The sequence below is a fragment of the Corynebacterium lipophilum genome (genome assembly GCF_024102595.1).
In the GTDB taxonomy this organism is placed as follows: Bacteria; Actinomycetota; Actinomycetes; order Mycobacteriales; family Mycobacteriaceae; genus Corynebacterium; species Corynebacterium pseudogenitalium.
The window spans coordinates 1-13,152 of sequence record NZ_JAEUWV010000011.1 but is presented as its reverse complement, the minus strand read 5'-3'; the positions used below and the strand labels follow the sequence as shown (position 1 = coordinate 13,152).

Annotated in this window: 16 protein-coding genes; 9 read left to right on the top strand and 7 right to left on the bottom strand. The window is 60.0% G+C overall.

The window, feature by feature from the left end:
- Positions 1 to 5: 5 nt before the first annotated feature.
- Together JMN37_RS07805 and JMN37_RS07800 are read right to left on the bottom strand one after the other, a co-directional pair.
- Entirely contained in the window at positions 6 to 1,190 is a 1,185-nt protein-coding gene (locus JMN37_RS07805; RefSeq protein WP_071567901.1) for an ABC transporter substrate-binding protein, read from the bottom strand.
- Positions 1,187 to 2,227, bottom strand: coding sequence for an acyltransferase family protein (locus JMN37_RS07800; protein WP_252931558.1), 1,041 nt, complete (start codon positions 2,225 to 2,227; stop codon positions 1,187 to 1,189). The genes JMN37_RS07805 and JMN37_RS07800 overlap by 4 nt, the downstream gene beginning before the upstream one ends.
- Between JMN37_RS07800 and JMN37_RS11460 the strand changes: the two genes are divergently transcribed.
- From JMN37_RS11460 to JMN37_RS07785, 3 genes are all read left to right on the top strand, one after another.
- Entirely contained in the window at positions 2,228 to 3,022 is a 795-nt protein-coding gene (locus tag JMN37_RS11460; RefSeq protein ID WP_252931556.1) for a porin PorA family protein, read from the top strand.
- Positions 3,015 to 4,406 (top strand): MmpA family trehalose lipid delivery protein, encoded by a 1,392-nt coding sequence (locus JMN37_RS07790; protein WP_252931554.1) that lies wholly within the window; start codon positions 3,015 to 3,017, stop codon positions 4,404 to 4,406. The genes JMN37_RS11460 and JMN37_RS07790 overlap by 8 nt, the downstream gene beginning before the upstream one ends.
- A gap of 93 nt (positions 4,407 to 4,499) precedes the next feature.
- On the top strand, positions 4,500 to 4,727 hold the full coding sequence (locus JMN37_RS07785; protein WP_070361790.1) for a three-helix bundle dimerization domain-containing protein: 228 nt from the start codon (positions 4,500 to 4,502) through the stop codon (positions 4,725 to 4,727).
- 884 nt (positions 4,728 to 5,611) lie between these two features.
- Here the strand turns inward: JMN37_RS07785 and JMN37_RS07780 are convergent.
- From JMN37_RS07780 to JMN37_RS07770, 4 genes are all read right to left on the bottom strand, one after another.
- The gene (locus JMN37_RS07780; protein ID WP_252931552.1) at positions 5,612 to 6,124 is read right to left on the bottom strand and encodes a hypothetical protein; all 513 of its coding nucleotides are present in this window, start codon (positions 6,122 to 6,124) and stop codon (positions 5,612 to 5,614) included.
- Between the two features lie 222 nt (positions 6,125 to 6,346).
- The gene (locus tag JMN37_RS07775) at positions 6,347 to 6,718 is read right to left on the bottom strand and encodes a hypothetical protein (RefSeq protein ID WP_071573033.1); all 372 of its coding nucleotides are present in this window, start codon (positions 6,716 to 6,718) and stop codon (positions 6,347 to 6,349) included.
- A gap of 753 nt (positions 6,719 to 7,471) precedes the next feature.
- Positions 7,472 to 7,636: a YqxI family protein gene (locus JMN37_RS11500; protein ID WP_502202928.1), complete on the bottom strand. Its 165-nt coding sequence runs from the start codon at positions 7,634 to 7,636 to the stop codon at positions 7,472 to 7,474.
- A gap of 23 nt (positions 7,637 to 7,659) precedes the next feature.
- Positions 7,660 to 7,947: a hypothetical protein gene (locus JMN37_RS07770; RefSeq protein WP_252931550.1), complete on the bottom strand. Its 288-nt coding sequence runs from the start codon at positions 7,945 to 7,947 to the stop codon at positions 7,660 to 7,662.
- 41 nt (positions 7,948 to 7,988) lie between these two features.
- On the opposite strand from JMN37_RS07770, the gene JMN37_RS07765 reads away from it, so the two are divergent.
- Positions 7,989 to 8,636, top strand: coding sequence for a DNA methyltransferase (locus JMN37_RS07765; protein WP_177224261.1), 648 nt, complete (start codon positions 7,989 to 7,991; stop codon positions 8,634 to 8,636).
- Positions 8,637 to 8,918: 282 nt separating this feature from the next.
- Entirely contained in the window at positions 8,919 to 9,374 is a 456-nt protein-coding gene (locus tag JMN37_RS07760; RefSeq protein WP_071573165.1) for a DIP1984 family protein, read from the top strand.
- Here JMN37_RS07760 and JMN37_RS07755 read toward each other — a convergent pair.
- Positions 9,371 to 10,447, bottom strand: coding sequence for a glycosyltransferase family 4 protein (locus JMN37_RS07755; RefSeq protein WP_071573164.1), 1,077 nt, complete (start codon positions 10,445 to 10,447; stop codon positions 9,371 to 9,373). The two genes, JMN37_RS07760 and JMN37_RS07755, sit on opposite strands and share 4 nt — an antisense overlap.
- A gap of 4 nt (positions 10,448 to 10,451) precedes the next feature.
- Here JMN37_RS07755 and JMN37_RS07750 point away from each other — a divergent pair, with 4 nt between their 5' ends.
- From JMN37_RS07750 to JMN37_RS07735, 4 genes are all read left to right on the top strand, one after another.
- Entirely contained in the window at positions 10,452 to 11,192 is a 741-nt protein-coding gene (locus JMN37_RS07750; RefSeq protein WP_071573028.1) for a class I SAM-dependent methyltransferase, read from the top strand.
- Between the two features lie 11 nt (positions 11,193 to 11,203).
- The gene (locus tag JMN37_RS07745; RefSeq protein WP_071573027.1) at positions 11,204 to 11,587 is read left to right on the top strand and encodes a hypothetical protein; all 384 of its coding nucleotides are present in this window, start codon (positions 11,204 to 11,206) and stop codon (positions 11,585 to 11,587) included.
- Between the two features lie 351 nt (positions 11,588 to 11,938).
- Positions 11,939 to 12,592, top strand: a complete 654-nt coding sequence (locus JMN37_RS07740) for an ABC transporter ATP-binding protein (RefSeq protein WP_071573025.1) — start codon at positions 11,939 to 11,941, stop codon at positions 12,590 to 12,592.
- 34 nt (positions 12,593 to 12,626) lie between these two features.
- Positions 12,627 to 13,043, top strand: a complete 417-nt coding sequence (locus tag JMN37_RS07735) for a hypothetical protein (RefSeq protein WP_252931548.1) — start codon at positions 12,627 to 12,629, stop codon at positions 13,041 to 13,043.
- Positions 13,044 to 13,152: the final 109 nt, after the last annotated feature.

The window sequence follows — 13,152 nt, the reverse complement described above, 5'->3', positions numbered from 1 at the left end:
TTCCCCTACTGCTGTGCCTGGGCGAAGAACGCGCCGGAGTAGTCGAATGGCAGCCAGTCGGCGTGGAACTGTTCGAAGTCCTTCGCCGGGTCCATGTCAGCGAAGGCTTCTGGGTGCAGCCACTTCGCGAACGCCTCAAGCGCGAACACGTTGTACGGGTTGTCGTAGAACTGGTGGTAGACGGCGAAGTACTTGCCCTGCTTCGGTGCCTGCAGCAGGTCCAGGCCCGGGGTGCCCAGCGGGTTGTTCAGGGTTTCGGCGGCGCGCTGTGGGCTGGACTGGTAGCCGAGCTCGACGTGGCTGAAGGTGTCCGGCTGGTCGGGCTTGCGTGCCCACTCGCCGCCGGTGACGATGAGGTTTTCGGGCTGCAGCTCGATCATCTTCTCAGCACTGAACTGCTTGGAGTCGGCGGTGATGAGCTGTTCGCCCAGGTTGTTGCCGCCCGCGGCGGTGAGCAGCTGGCCGAGGTTCGCCTTGCCCGGGGTGCTGCAGCAGTCAACGAAGCCCGCTGCGGACCAGATCAGGCCGTCTTTCTTTCCGTCCTTTGCGACGGCCTCTTCGACCCGACCCTTAATCTCTTCGACCTTCGATTCGTAGAACTCGCCGTACTCCTTAGCGCGTTCCGACTTGCCCAGCAGGTCGCCGAGCAGCTGCACGGAGCTGACGGTGTGCTCGAGTGGGGACTGGCGGAAGTCGGTGAAGACGTACTTCATGCCGGTCTGGTCCATCTTTTCCAACAGGCCGGATTCCTCGGCGACTTTCTTCTGGTCGAGCGTCATCACCACGACGTCCGGGTCTTGCGCCATGAGGGTTTCAAGGGAGACGTCGCCCTTGCCGATGTTGCCGATCTCCTGCGCCTTCATGGCGCCCTCGCTGATCTCGAAGACCTTGTCCTTGAACGCCGGGGCGGCCTTGGTCAGGTCGTTGCCGTAGGCCACGACGTGCTCGAAGGGGTCCCCACCGAGCAGCGCGGTGGCGAAGACGCCACGGCCCTCACCGAGCACGATGCGCTCCGGGGCGTGGTCGAAGGTGACTTCGCGGCCGGTGACGTCGGTGACGGTCAGTGCCTTGTCCGCCTGGGTCGGCTCGGCCGATGGGGTGGTGTCGGTGCTGTTGCCCGAGCACGCGGCGAGTGAGGCGGCCGCGCACAGGGCGACGGCGCCGGTCATTGCTTTACGCAGGATGTTCACAGTGGTTTCCTTGCCGTAGTAACATTCATTCCAATAGAGCGAATCAACAATATATCAGGCAAGGCTTGCCTAACAAGCTTGGCGCGTAGTTGGTGCACCACCCTCGCGCCCGGCACCTCCACCCACGTGTAAGACAAATAGCTCACCACCAGGCTCAACGCCACCGTCAGGGTGAGGATGGGGACGAAGTGGGCGTCGAAAAGCGATACCCCCAAGATTGGGAACACCGCGTAGAGCACCGCCATGTGCCACAAAAACAGCGAGTAGGACCAGCGGCCCAACAGCTGCGCCGGGCGGGTACACAGCGCGGTGCCGTGTAGGCGCGGCGCGAGCGCGAACGGCACAATCCAGAGTGCTGCAAACAAGGCGCCGAGCAGCACGCGGACATTGAACTCGGCGGCGCTCGGGTGCTCCAGCCCCGCAGGCCCCAGCACCCCGCCCGCCCACGCGACCGGCAGCGACAACACCGGAAACACCCAGCGCAGCGCCGGCACCAGCAGCCGCCACCTACACCCGGCGCGCTCCGCCTCCGCGCACAGCAGGCCCACCGCGAACCACGGTGCAAAGGAGATCGGCCAGATCTGCAGGTTCAGCTCCCCCGGCGTCTGCTCCGGGGCGGGGATCAGGTGCGGCCACACCAGGGCGGCCGCCAGCGCCACCGCCAGCACCACGGCGCGACCCCGGCGTCCGCACGCCAGGTACGCAGGCAGCACCAGGTAGAACGCCACCTCGACACAGAGCGACCAGTGCTGGGTGAGGCCGTCGATAAGCCCGCCAGGAACGTAGAGCTGCGTGAGCGTCAGGTTGGCCAGAAGCGGGCCGACGCGCACCCCCGCCAGCGGCGGCAACGCCACCACGATGATCGCCACCGATGCCACATACGCAGGCACAATGCGGGCGATGCGACGCCAGTAGTACTCGCGCGCCGGGCGGGGCTCGCCGCGCGCCAGCAGGAACGCCGACAGCGCGAAGAAGACGGCCACGAAGTAGTCGAAGCGCGCAAGCACGGGCGAATCGGTGGCCGTCTGGAACGCCACGTGCGTCACCACAATACCGAGCGCCGCGATACCACGCAGGCCCGCCAGTTCCGGGAGTACGTTAATGTTTCTGATGTGGACATTGTAAGCAAACGGCGCCTGGGCATCTGCGCCGCCATCATCGCGGTGTGCGTGGCGCTGAACTTCCTGTCCCCGCTCATCATCAACCACCAGCGAGTGCTCGCCCCCACGGAAAGCACCCTGCTTTTCGACGGCCCCTCCGCCCTCACCCGCACCCTCCTCATCACGGAGGGCCCCTCGGAGGAGAACCCGAAGAAGCAGGCGCTGACCATGTCCGCCACCGTCCGCAACGAGGGCGCCGTGATCGCCGAGGACTCCTTCGAGGTCAACCCGGCCTCCGCCTACCCCACCAGCGGGCGACAGGGCCTCGGCTACGTCCTGCCGTACAACCCGGAGCGCCGCTCCTACCCGTTCTACGACCCGCTTGCGGACCTCGTCGTCCCCCTGGACTACCTCGGCGCCGGCTGGGTCGCCGGCCTGGAGACCTACAGGTACACCGCCACCATCGACGTGCCCGAGTACCACGCCGAGCGCACCATCGACGTCGAGCGCCGCACCGGCCGCCTCCTCGACGAATCGTGGACCATCACGCGCGGCCCGCTGCAGGGCCTCTACACGCTCAGCGACGAGTCCAAGTCCGCCGCGGCCTCCGCCGCACTTCACGACGTCCACATCCTCAAATCCCTCCAGGTCATGGCGTTCGTAACCCGCCTGGTCAGCGCGCTCGCGCTCTTCTACGCCTTCGTCCTGCTGGTACGGCGCCGCCGTGATTAAGGGGCGTCTGCTCTCCTGGCTGCTGCTCGCCTACGCGGTGGCCCTGGTCCTGGGCGTGACCTGGCCTTTCCTCGCGCCGGGCGAGGCGCTCGCCTACCGGGACATGCTGGTCCTGCCGGACATGGCGCTGACCCGCGCCGCACTCGGCTTCGGGGACCTGCCGGCCCGCAACGTCCCCCAGGACGCGCTGCTCGCTGTCCTCCCCTTCCCGGTGCTGGCGGTGCGCGCGCTCGTGGTCGGCGCCGCCGCCGCTGCCGCGTGGGCGGGGTGGCGGATCGGTCGCGACGGCTGGGGCCGGTTCGCGGCGATCACGGTCGCGGTGTGGAACCCGTTCGTCGTCGAGCGCCTGCTGCAGGGGCAGTGGTCGGTGGCGGTGGCCGCCTGGCTGCTGCCACTGGTGGCCCTCGGCGCGCGCGGCAGCATCGCTGCCCAGTGGGTGTGTTCGCTGACCCCAACCGGCGCCATCGCGGCCGCCCTCCACTCCAGGCGCTGGCTGTTCAGTGCCCTGACCTGCGCGCCCTGGATTGTCGCCGGTGCAGTTGCCGCTTTTAGCGGCGGACAGGGCACATCCTCGGCGCAGGCCGCCGCCATGTTCGCCCCGCGTGCGGAGGGGAGCGTCGGCACCCTCGGTGCACTGCTCGGCCTGGGCGGGATCTGGAACGCCCACGCCGTACCCGCCTCCCGCGCCTCCGGCTTCGCCATCTTCGGCGTATTGCTTTTTGCCGTACTGTGCCTGGCGTGGCGCCACGTCCCGCGCCGCCTCCTCGTGCTGGCGGGCCTCGGGTTTGCACTGGCGCTCGCGTCGTGGGCAGGCTGGCTCACCCCCATCATCCAGCACGTTCCCGGCGGCGGCCTCCTTCGCGACGCCCACAAACTCCTCATCCTCGCCATCCCCGCCTACGTCACCGCCGCCGGCAACCTGCCGGGGCTTCGCGCCCAGCTCGCGGGCAGTTTCGCCCTCCTCCAGCTTCTCGACGCCCCCTTCGCCCTCTCCGCCCTCACCCCAGTTCCGGCCTCCTCCCTCCCGATCCCGCACGTCGACGACCAGGGCCGCGACGTCTTCTTCGTCGACCGCCCCACGCTCACCCGACGCGCCGACGGCGCCACCATCGTCGACCCCGCCCCCAAAATCATGAATGTCGTCGAGTCCGGCGCGCTACGCGTTGGCGACGTGGAAGTCGACCCGCCGTCCCCACGCTGGTCCGCCCTTAACGCGGATGTGGGGCTTGCCGCCTCGATGGGCGTCGGCGTGGTGGTGTACCCAGATGGCCGCTCGGTAAACACGGGGGCCGCGCCCGTCGGTCTGCCGCCGCTTGGCCTCGGACTGTTCGGTTTGTGGTGCGTCTCGCCCCTGATTGCGGTATTGACCAGGCGTATTAGATAGTTGGGCGCGCCCATTATTGGAGCATTTGCAGTATTCTTGCGCGTAGATTAAAGTGAACTCCAGGTAAACAAGAGTTTAACAAGGAGCGTAACCATGCAGATTCAGTTCAACACCATCCAGAAGCGCGTACTTCGCAACATCCGCCACGACCTCCTCGAGGCCTGGACCCCACAATTCAGCGAAGCCGAAATCAACAACACTTTCGACACCGTCCTCGCCGAGCACTGCAGCACCGCAACCGTCGAAGACTTCATCCCCGTCCTCGTCGAAGCCGAGATGCTCAACCGCCTGCGCACAGACAGCCTCCTCGCGGCCGCCTAAACTCCGGCTCACTGATACTCAACGCGCTCTGTCCCACCCCATCCCCTTCCCTCCTATCTGTGAGAAAGTTCCCACGCGCTGCGTCCGGGAACTTTTTCGCGTTTTCGGGGGTTTCGGAGCTCACCTCCGAACGCGTTTCCCCAGGTCACGTCGTTCGCTCGCTCGAGCCCGCTGAAATAGTTCCCAAGCTCGGGAACCATTTTGCGTTTTGCAGCTGCTCTAGTCGACCGACGTAGTGTTTCCCCAGGTCGCGACGACTGACCACAAAGAAAGTTCCCAGGATCCGTGATCGTGGGAATGATTTCAGAGTCCTCCGCCCGCCCGCCCATTACCGCTACCGTTAATTCTGGCTCACGCTGATGTCCCTACACAGTGATGCGAGCGTGACTCCCCCTGTCGGTGCGCGGTAGGCCCGTGCATGACGTGGGCTGCCCCGTGTGCCTTGTTTGGCGAGGGACAACCCTACGACGTTTGGGAGGTAGAAGATGGGTAAGCACTCATTGGATACGCCCGGTCACAAAGGAAAAGACCCCGCCACCAAGAGAACGGCAATTCTCAACCTGGTGAGCGGAATCCTTAATCTTGTGACCGCTATCGTGAAGTTCATTACGGTGATACTTCACATGGGTCGTTAGGCCCGAGAGCCTCCACTAGCTACAACTGGTTGGGGCCCTTTTATAGAGCAGCAACAGTCCGGCAACGAACCATGCTGTCACTTTTCAGGCTAACGAGTGCTCACCACTTTCGCAATACCTCTTCAACAAACCACACTACTGCTGACGTAATTTTCAATCCACCCTAATATCCCCAGGTCCGAGTCCGAGCGCCTTGGTTTGTTCCACTAATCAGTGGCGTTACCATCCGACGAGCTTTCGGAATGAAACTCAGACTGAATAAGGACGGCCATAATTGATGTTCACGTTACTTCTTTCCGTGAAGGGTGACAGTAAGAAGTCACTCTCCCACGGGCATGGGACCCTCCACAGGTACGTGTCATCACCCAAATAACCGTCTTCGTCTAATGCTTGTTCACGTTCCGGCCGAGGACGCTCGATTCCGAGTAAACTCTCAGGGACGAAAGCTTTACGCCCTACAGGATCCCACCATTGAATGTCGTGATTCCAGTAGTCTTCGTCCATAAAAGATCCGGTAAAATGGACGAGGATTTCACTTGGCACAGCTCCAGAGTGAGAGAGGTTGCCAATGGGAATGTCCTCGTACCATATTTCATGGTTTATCAGTTTCCCTTCTTCGATCCACTCGAGGATCGTATTTTCCTCAAAACTAGCTCCCGCCAAAACCTGTAAAGACTTGCGAGGGTCGTCTAGAAATAAACGTTTCACATATGCCAGGTAGATACGGGGCGAAGGAATCACCCGAGAATCACTGTTAACCATGCTCGGGATTTTACTCCCCCCGACGCGCCTGAGGTCGCTATATAAACGAACGTGAAACACGCTCCTCACCCCCCAAAAACCACTCAAAGCGTGGTATTCAAAGCGTGCCATGGTCGTGGTGCACCGGTTGTATCCGTTAGTGTCGCGCACAAGTAGCCCGCGCCCAGCCCCGTGCTTAGCGAAGATGCTCCTGCGCTACAGCGGATAATCTTCTTGGAGAAGTCACCCCCTAGAAGCCCATGAGAGATAGCTGTTGTTATAAACAAAGCAGACAGCTAGACCTACAGGCCAAATAAAAGCCATCAGCCCGGAATAGGGAAACTCCACGTGCAGCGCACCGACGATAGGCACCGCGAAGACAGGAAAGAAGTACAGAAAGCTTTCCTGCAAGAACTCTCGAACTGGGCGCTGGAGAAAAAGGTGAACCGATCGCCATACTGCAACACCTGTCACCGCGAATCCGACAAGGCCAACACTAGTAGGCAAGACACCGTCTCGACTAAGAAAGGTATAGAAGCAGTAGTATAAGGCCAAACCCGTAAAGACCAAGGTGAAGCAAGCTTTTACCTTATTTTCCCGCGTAACCTTAGCCATTACGAAACAACCTCTTGAATAATGTTCAGGACTCTCTCCAATGGAAGGGGGCCAACATTACCAGTTACTCCAACCTTTAGAGAGACAATTGTTCTGTGCGTGAGCAGCAGTAGCCCAACCTGAAATAACTACGCTGTGACCGCCCCACCAAATCGCAAGATTCTGGCCAAGTAGCAGCGGAATAGCAAACCAAAATGGTGAAATAGCAGCTACTGCCGCAGCGCCCGCTGCCATTCGCCTAGTTCCTTCCTTACTGATATAGGGCTGATCAGGTTCGTAATACCACGTTTCAGGCCCTCCAGCGATGCACTCACCAGTGGAGCGCCCTCATATGGGAAAACAGAAAGACAAAAGCATCAAACGTTGAGTACTAGTTCAACACTTGATGCTCTTTCTGTGAGACATTCAGTCAGTGAGCTGAATGGTCAGAGTAGGTTTTCCGAGTCTATTTCTTTCCATCGTTGAGCTGCCGTGCCACGTTGTTTAAATGCGCTTACGAGGTCGCGAGCTACTGCGGGATGTCCTACGATGTGGCTTACTTTTGATAGTAGTTCGTTACTATCAGTCGCTTCTGAGTTGAGGAAATCTAGGATTTCTTGTCGAGTCCTGTATTCTTGTTCGAAGGTGAGGTCATGGCGTAGGCACGCTTTATCCCACGCTTTATGCCCTTCGGGGGCTGAGTTGAGTAGGATTGCGATCCGTCCTTGGTTAAGTTCTAATTGGGAAATGCGATGCTCGATATTGTCCATGTTTTTATAGGGCCAGCCAAGCAATAACGGCTGCGATCAGCAGTGAGTAGGACGTACCGACGATTGGTTCTAGGGCTGTTGTGAGCTTTTCTTTCACGATGTGGTGTGCCAGATCTGGTAGCTCTGCTACCTCATCGATTTCGTCGGCAATTTCGTCACTATGCTGCAGAATCTTTTTGCGTGCTCCATCGTCTAGTGTGTCACCAGCTCGCTCGATGAACTTTCAGGTGTATTGCGGAGTAGCCATGAAATACCCTGTAGGGATTTCTTGGCGATGAATCCTTTAACTCCATACGGCTGCACTTCAGGGGTCTCTGATTTGAAGGTGCTGTGTGCGAGGTTGGAGCTTCCTTGGGTACTTGTCGCAGGCGCCTGCTCAGTTTCTTTTTCTGTAGCGTTAGCTACTGCGAATTGTCCAGAAGATGCAAGAAGTGTGCCTGCGACAACCATGGCGGCGATGCGGTGTTGTTGTTTTTGCATGTTAAATATGCTTTCCGTAGATATTGGCAGTGGTGCTAATAATGATAACTTCTACCGAGCTATCGCGCAGGCCGAGTTTCGGCGATCTAAGATTGCTTCGGTCACCAACCTTCAACTTCCTCACACCTAGTGAACGGGGTGAAGGAAGTCAATTGAAGTGCCCCAGATTTTCCCATCTGCTCAGATGGAACAAAACCTGGGGCACTTCAGTCCTTCCAAAGGGAACGAAGAATGTCGGCAACATCGACTACGTAGCGGGTTGGTTCATCAAGGCCGCAGAGTACATGGGCGACCACACCGTACGCACGGCATTCGTATCGACCAACTCGGTTGTCCAAGGCGAACAGGTAGCAAACATTTGGTACCCAATCACCCAATTGGGCTTCCACATTGACTTCGCGCACGACACCTTCCGTTGGGCGAACGAAGCAAGTGACCAAGCTCATGTCTTCTGCGTCATCGTGAGCTTTTCAAAGCAAAAGGTCACCCCGCGCTTATTCCACTACGAGACGCCAGACTCAAACCCGATGGATCTCCACCCGAGCCGCCTCAACACATACCTGGCCGACGCGCCGGATATTTTCGTCTGGAATCGCAATAGGCCCCTTTGGCCCGACACTATCCCCTTACAGGTCGCGCATTTTCACCTGGCCCGACCGATTTTGGGCGACCAGCGTCACACTCCTTGAACACCTCGACCGGAACAAAACCAGAACAAAACCAGACCCGAAACCGTCACCAACCCCAACACCCCCAACCTGCTATCGTGGTGCGCAGGCCACTCAGCGAGCACCAGCCCGACCGGTTTCCTCGGGCGCAATTGGAAACCACCCAAACCTGTAACCCGGTGGCTTTCCGGGTCCCTGTGATTGATCCCTAAGCCTGCACAAGGTACACGGGTACAGTGCACATGAGAATTGGGAACTACCACGGTGCTGGGGGTGGCCGCCTATTTTTTGAAGGAGGATGCGATGTTGTTGGCAGAGGCGCTGGCGAAGCGGGCGCAGGCACAGGATCGGCTGAATGAGTTGGAGCGTCGTTTGACGCGGAATGCGCGGATCCAGGAGGGGGATACCCCGGTGGAGGATTCGGAGGCGTTGTTGAAGGAGTCGGCGTCGGTGCTGCAGAGCATTGAGACGCTGGTGCGCCGGATTAACCACACGAACGCGTCGACACCGTTTGAGGGGGATGCGACGTTGACGGATGCGATTGCGCGTCGGGATGCGTTTTTGCGCGCCCGGAGGTTTTATAGTGCGGTGGCGGATGCGGCGTCGGCACGCGCGGATCGGTATTCCGCCTCCGAGGTGCGGTATGTGTCCACGGTGGATGTGGGCCAGTTGCACGCGATGGCGGATAAGGCGGCGAAGGAGTACCGGGAGCTGGATACGAAAATTCAGCAGTTGAACTGGTCGACGGAGCTGCTCTAAGGGCGCGTGAGAGAGTCGATGAACTGGGTGAACTTGCGCCCAGTTTCCGCCCACGAGTAGGTCCCGGCGCGCTGTTGCGCCTGGGTGCCGAGGGTGTGGCGGAGGGGGGCGTCGTCAAGAAGGTGGGCGACTTCGGCGACGAACTCGGCGTGCGTGCCCACGAGCATGCCGGTTTCGCCGTGCTGCACTGAGTCGGCGAGGCCGCCTGCCGCCGCGTAGCCGATGGTGGGAACGGCGTGTTGGGCGGCTTCGATGACGGCGATGCCCCAGCCTTCTTTGGCGCTGGGCATGAGGTGGAGTTGCGCACGGGCGAGCAGGGCGTGTTTGTGGTCGTCGGCGACGTGGCCGTGGAAGATGACGCGCTCGCCTGCGAGGTCGCCGGCGTATTCGCGGAGTTGGTCTTCCCACCAGCCGGAGCCGATCACGTCGAGCACCACGTTGTCGAGGGCGGCGACGGCGTCGATGGCGTGCTCGATCTGCTTGTGTGGCACGAGTCGGGACAGGGTGACCACGTGGGTGCGGCCGTCGTCGACGAGGGTGGGCAGTTCGGCCGACACGGGGTCCACCCCGTTTTCGATGATGCGGATCGCGGCTGGGTCCACTCCGAGCACCTCCAAATCGCGTTTCGAGGCCTGCGAGACCGTCACGTACGGCGCCCCGCGGTACACCCTGGGCGCCACCTTGGATTCCAGCCACCACCCGAACCGCCCGATGATTGGCCCGGCCACCGGCCACTGTTCCTTGTGGCAGTGGTGCGTGAGCAGCACGGTCGTGGCCCGCGAGTAGAGGCGGGCGAAGAAGGGGATGCCGTTTTGGGTGTCCACGATGATGTCGGGCCGGTGCCGCCACGCGGCGAATGGCGCGTGCAGGTAGACGCTGTATTTGCCTCCGGCGCGTTCGAAGCGGATGCCGTTTCTGCGGGTGACGCGCGGGGCGTCGGTGTGTTTCGCGGTGCGGTAGATCACCTGGTGGCCGGCGGCCGCGAGCGCTTCGCCGACGCGTTCCAGGTACGCCTCGGAGCCGCCCCCTTGTGGGTGGGTGGAGTCGCGCCAACACATCAGCAGTATCTTCATTGTCATGTACCGTACCCGCCACCTGGCCACCTTGGCACGTTCGTTGCGCTTGTTGCGCTCGTTTCGCTATGAGCAGTTCCGCCCCCGCATCTTCTACGAGGGGTTGGCCCGCGACACCTACCAGCTTCTCGACGCCCTCTCCGCCGACCTCACCTCCACCCCACTGCCGGGCAAGTCGGTGTTAGACGTGGGCGGTGGTCCGGGCTATTTCGCCGAGGCCTTCGCGGACACGTTCTATGTGGGCGTGGAGCCGAGCGTCTCGGAACTGTCCGCCGCCGGTATTTCCGGCTACGGCTCCGTTCGTGGCGACGGCACCGCGCTCCCTTTCGCCACCGATTCCTTCGACGTGGTGTACTCCTCCAACGTTGCCGAGCACATCCCGGATTGGCAGACGATGGCCGAGGAGATGTTGCGTGTGGCCAAGCCCGACGGCCTGGTAGTGCTGAGTTACACGGTGTGGTTGGGACCCTTCGGCGGGCACGAGACCGGCCTGTGGCAGCACTACGTGGGCGGCGAGTTCGCTAGGCGTCGTTACGTGGCGGCCCACGGGCACGAGCCGAAGAACAAGTGGGGCGAATCCCTCTTCGCCGTCTCCGCAAAGGAGGGCTTGGCGTGGGCGGAATCGACCGGCAGGCTCCTCGCTGCGTTCCCGCGCTACCACCCGCGCTGGGCCTGGTGGTTGACTCGGGTGCCCCTGCTTCGCGAGTTTGCGGTTTCCAACCTTGTGGTCGTGCTGCGCGGGTAGGATAGGCAACTATGAAACTCCCGATCCAATTCCAAGCCCCATCCATTTTCGCAGCCGTGTTGGCGGTGGTCTCCATCGTGGTTGCGGTCGTGATGGGCGAAACCAGTTCGAAAGCGCCCGTCGTGGAACCGCGCGGCGAGCAGTCAGTCATCCAGGTGGTTACCGAAGACGGCAAGTCAGCGGGCGTATGCTCACTCGGTGGCCTGCGCCAGGAAAAGGTGCACTACACCGACAAGAACTCCGTCTACTACTGGAAGCTCGAGCCGGGGGAGAAACGCATCGACGCATCCTGCCCGAGTATTGCGGCCCTGTCCTCCGGAAAGACACGGCTGGAAGGCTACGCGCAGGTCAGCAACTTTGATAAACCACAGGTCGTCAAGATCACTGTTAAATAGCGTCGAGCGGTAAAGGCTTACAAGGAGCATCTTGAAACAGCAGTCCCGCTTCTCTTCCGATTTAGCGTGATCTGCGATCACCTCACTGATGCCTTTTATTTGGCTTTCTCCCGCCCCTCGACGGGGTGGTCACTTTTGTATACTGTTTCCCTGTTTTTGCTTGCCAAGTAAGTGGGTTGCTCTATCTTCAAAAGTGCGTAGCAAATCCGCTGTGCTCCAGCGGAATGCTGTGGCTGCCCGTCGGAAAGTCGCTGTGCGGCTTACTGCCGAGACAACTACCAAGCCGCCGGTGGCTACTGTGAGGGCTTCCTCGACCTGCGCTGCGTCTGCGTGTAAAAGAGAATGGAACATATGCTTGAAGTTAGCGATATCAGCAAAACCCTCTCGGGAAAACCTATTTTCGATAAAGTTAGCTTTTCCGTAAAGCAGGGCGAATTAACTGCTATCACCGGACCATCCGGGAGCGGCAAGACTACCCTACTTAGCTGCATCATCGGAATCAACCAACCAGACTCCGGTACGATTTCACTATCTGGAAAGACCTACTCAAGTTTCCCCGAAAAAGACCGCCGTAACTTTCGGCTCAAAAATATCGGTGTAGTAGATCAAGGAAACCGCCTCATTGAGGATCTGACATGCCGAGATAACATCCGGCTGATTGCTGAGATGTCCCAAGGTGGAAGAAGGAAGAGTCTCGCTACGGCGAAGGAAATTCTCAAGCAATTAAATATGGAGGCTTATGAAGATCGCTATCCCAGTTCGCTCTCGGGGGGCGAACGTCAACGCATCAGCATTGGATGCGCGCTAGCTAACCGCCCCTCACTAATTGCTGCAGATGAACCAACCTCTAGTCTTGACGATGAAGCTGCCAGGGTTGTGATCGATCTGTTTCTAGAATTTGCCCAGAAATTCCAGGTTCCGGTGGTGGTGGTTACTCACGATGCCCGAGTAACTAAGCATGTATCCGCTGTCTACGAGATCGGTGGTTCGTGTGTATCTCGGTAGCCTAGCGAAGCGGAATAGAAGCGAAGTATTCGTTGTGGGCTTTTTTAACCTGGCGCTGCTGGTGATCCTGCTTCTTCCGATCATGGGAATAATGATGCTCGTAAATGCGGATGAACGCACCCATTGGCAGTCTCCGGAGATTATCGCGGGACAGCAGAGCTCCACAACATGGTCGATCGCTTCCGGCGACGGAGTTTTGGAACTGATATCTGCTACGCCTGCCTACCTCAGCAAAATCCCTCTTCAGGGGCAGGCTCGATCGTTCAACTGTGCCACAGGGGCAGGTGATAACGCTCCGGACAGGTTCGTTCGATACATGGAGGATTTGGAATGCACTTCCACAATTAAAGATACGGCGGTCGCAGACTCCCGGACGGTGAACATTGTTATGCCAACAGATAAGGCAGTAGACAGCTCCGCCACTGCGACCAAGGGACCTGACCCCCGTTAGGTAGACACCTCTGAAACCGACAACACAGTGTCGGAGAAAGGTAACCTACCCTAATGCCACGGAAAACATATTCGGAGCAATTCAAGCGCGACGCCGTTGCCATGTACGA

Excerpts from the sequence above, each read along its gene's own strand:
- JMN37_RS07780 (WP_252931552.1), bottom strand. The coding sequence starts at position 6,124 with ATGGTTAACAGTGATTCTCGGGTGATTCCTTCGCCCCGTATCTACCTG.
- JMN37_RS07740 (WP_071573025.1), top strand. The coding sequence starts at position 11,939 with ATGCTTGAAGTTAGCGATATCAGCAAAACCCTCTCGGGAAAACCTATT.
- JMN37_RS07785 (WP_070361790.1), top strand. The coding sequence starts at position 4,500 with ATGCAGATTCAGTTCAACACCATCCAGAAGCGCGTACTTCGCAACATC.
- JMN37_RS07765 (WP_177224261.1), top strand. The coding sequence starts at position 7,989 with ATGATAACTTCTACCGAGCTATCGCGCAGGCCGAGTTTCGGCGATCTA.
- JMN37_RS07745 (WP_071573027.1), top strand. The coding sequence starts at position 11,204 with ATGAAACTCCCGATCCAATTCCAAGCCCCATCCATTTTCGCAGCCGTG.
- JMN37_RS07750 (WP_071573028.1), top strand. The coding sequence starts at position 10,452 with ATGTACCGTACCCGCCACCTGGCCACCTTGGCACGTTCGTTGCGCTTG.
- JMN37_RS07755 (WP_071573164.1), bottom strand. The coding sequence starts at position 10,447 with ATGAAGATACTGCTGATGTGTTGGCGCGACTCCACCCACCCACAAGGG.
- JMN37_RS07775 (WP_071573033.1), bottom strand. The coding sequence starts at position 6,718 with ATGGCTAAGGTTACGCGGGAAAATAAGGTAAAAGCTTGCTTCACCTTG.
- JMN37_RS07770 (WP_252931550.1), bottom strand. The coding sequence starts at position 7,947 with ATGCAAAAACAACAACACCGCATCGCCGCCATGGTTGTCGCAGGCACA.
- JMN37_RS07760 (WP_071573165.1), top strand. The coding sequence starts at position 8,919 with ATGTTGTTGGCAGAGGCGCTGGCGAAGCGGGCGCAGGCACAGGATCGG.